Here is a 332-nt window from a genome sequence, read left to right as displayed (position 1 = left end):
CGTCTTTGAGGACTATGGCGCGTTTCTGATGAGTACCTTGGGTGAAGGTGTTGATGACACGCTACAGTTCTTAGAACCGACGATTCCCGTCAATATGACGGCTTATCTCAATGGTCTCAAGCGTCGGTATCTTGCGTTACAAAAAGATCACTCGGAGCAACAGTTCAAAATCCAGCTCATAGCCAGTTATTTGGACCACTTTACTAAAGTCCAGGAATCCAAAAACATGACAACTAAGCAACACCCGCTAATCGTTAAGGTACCGATTAAAGACAAGAGCGTTAAAAGCTTAAACTTAGCCGTCACTCATTTAGACGAAAAGATCGACCAGG

Annotated in this window: 1 pseudogene; it reads left to right on the top strand. The window is 44.0% G+C overall.

Going from position 1 to position 332, the window contains the following annotated elements:
• Nucleotides 1–332, top strand: a pseudogene (locus tag ACKTR2_RS10605) (TrsD/TraD family conjugative transfer protein); the annotation flags it as partial.

This window comes from Furfurilactobacillus curtus, from assembly GCF_045862785.1.
GTDB lineage: Bacteria > Bacillota > Bacilli > Lactobacillales > Lactobacillaceae > Furfurilactobacillus > Furfurilactobacillus curtus.
This window is presented reverse-complemented; position numbering and strand designations above follow the sequence as displayed.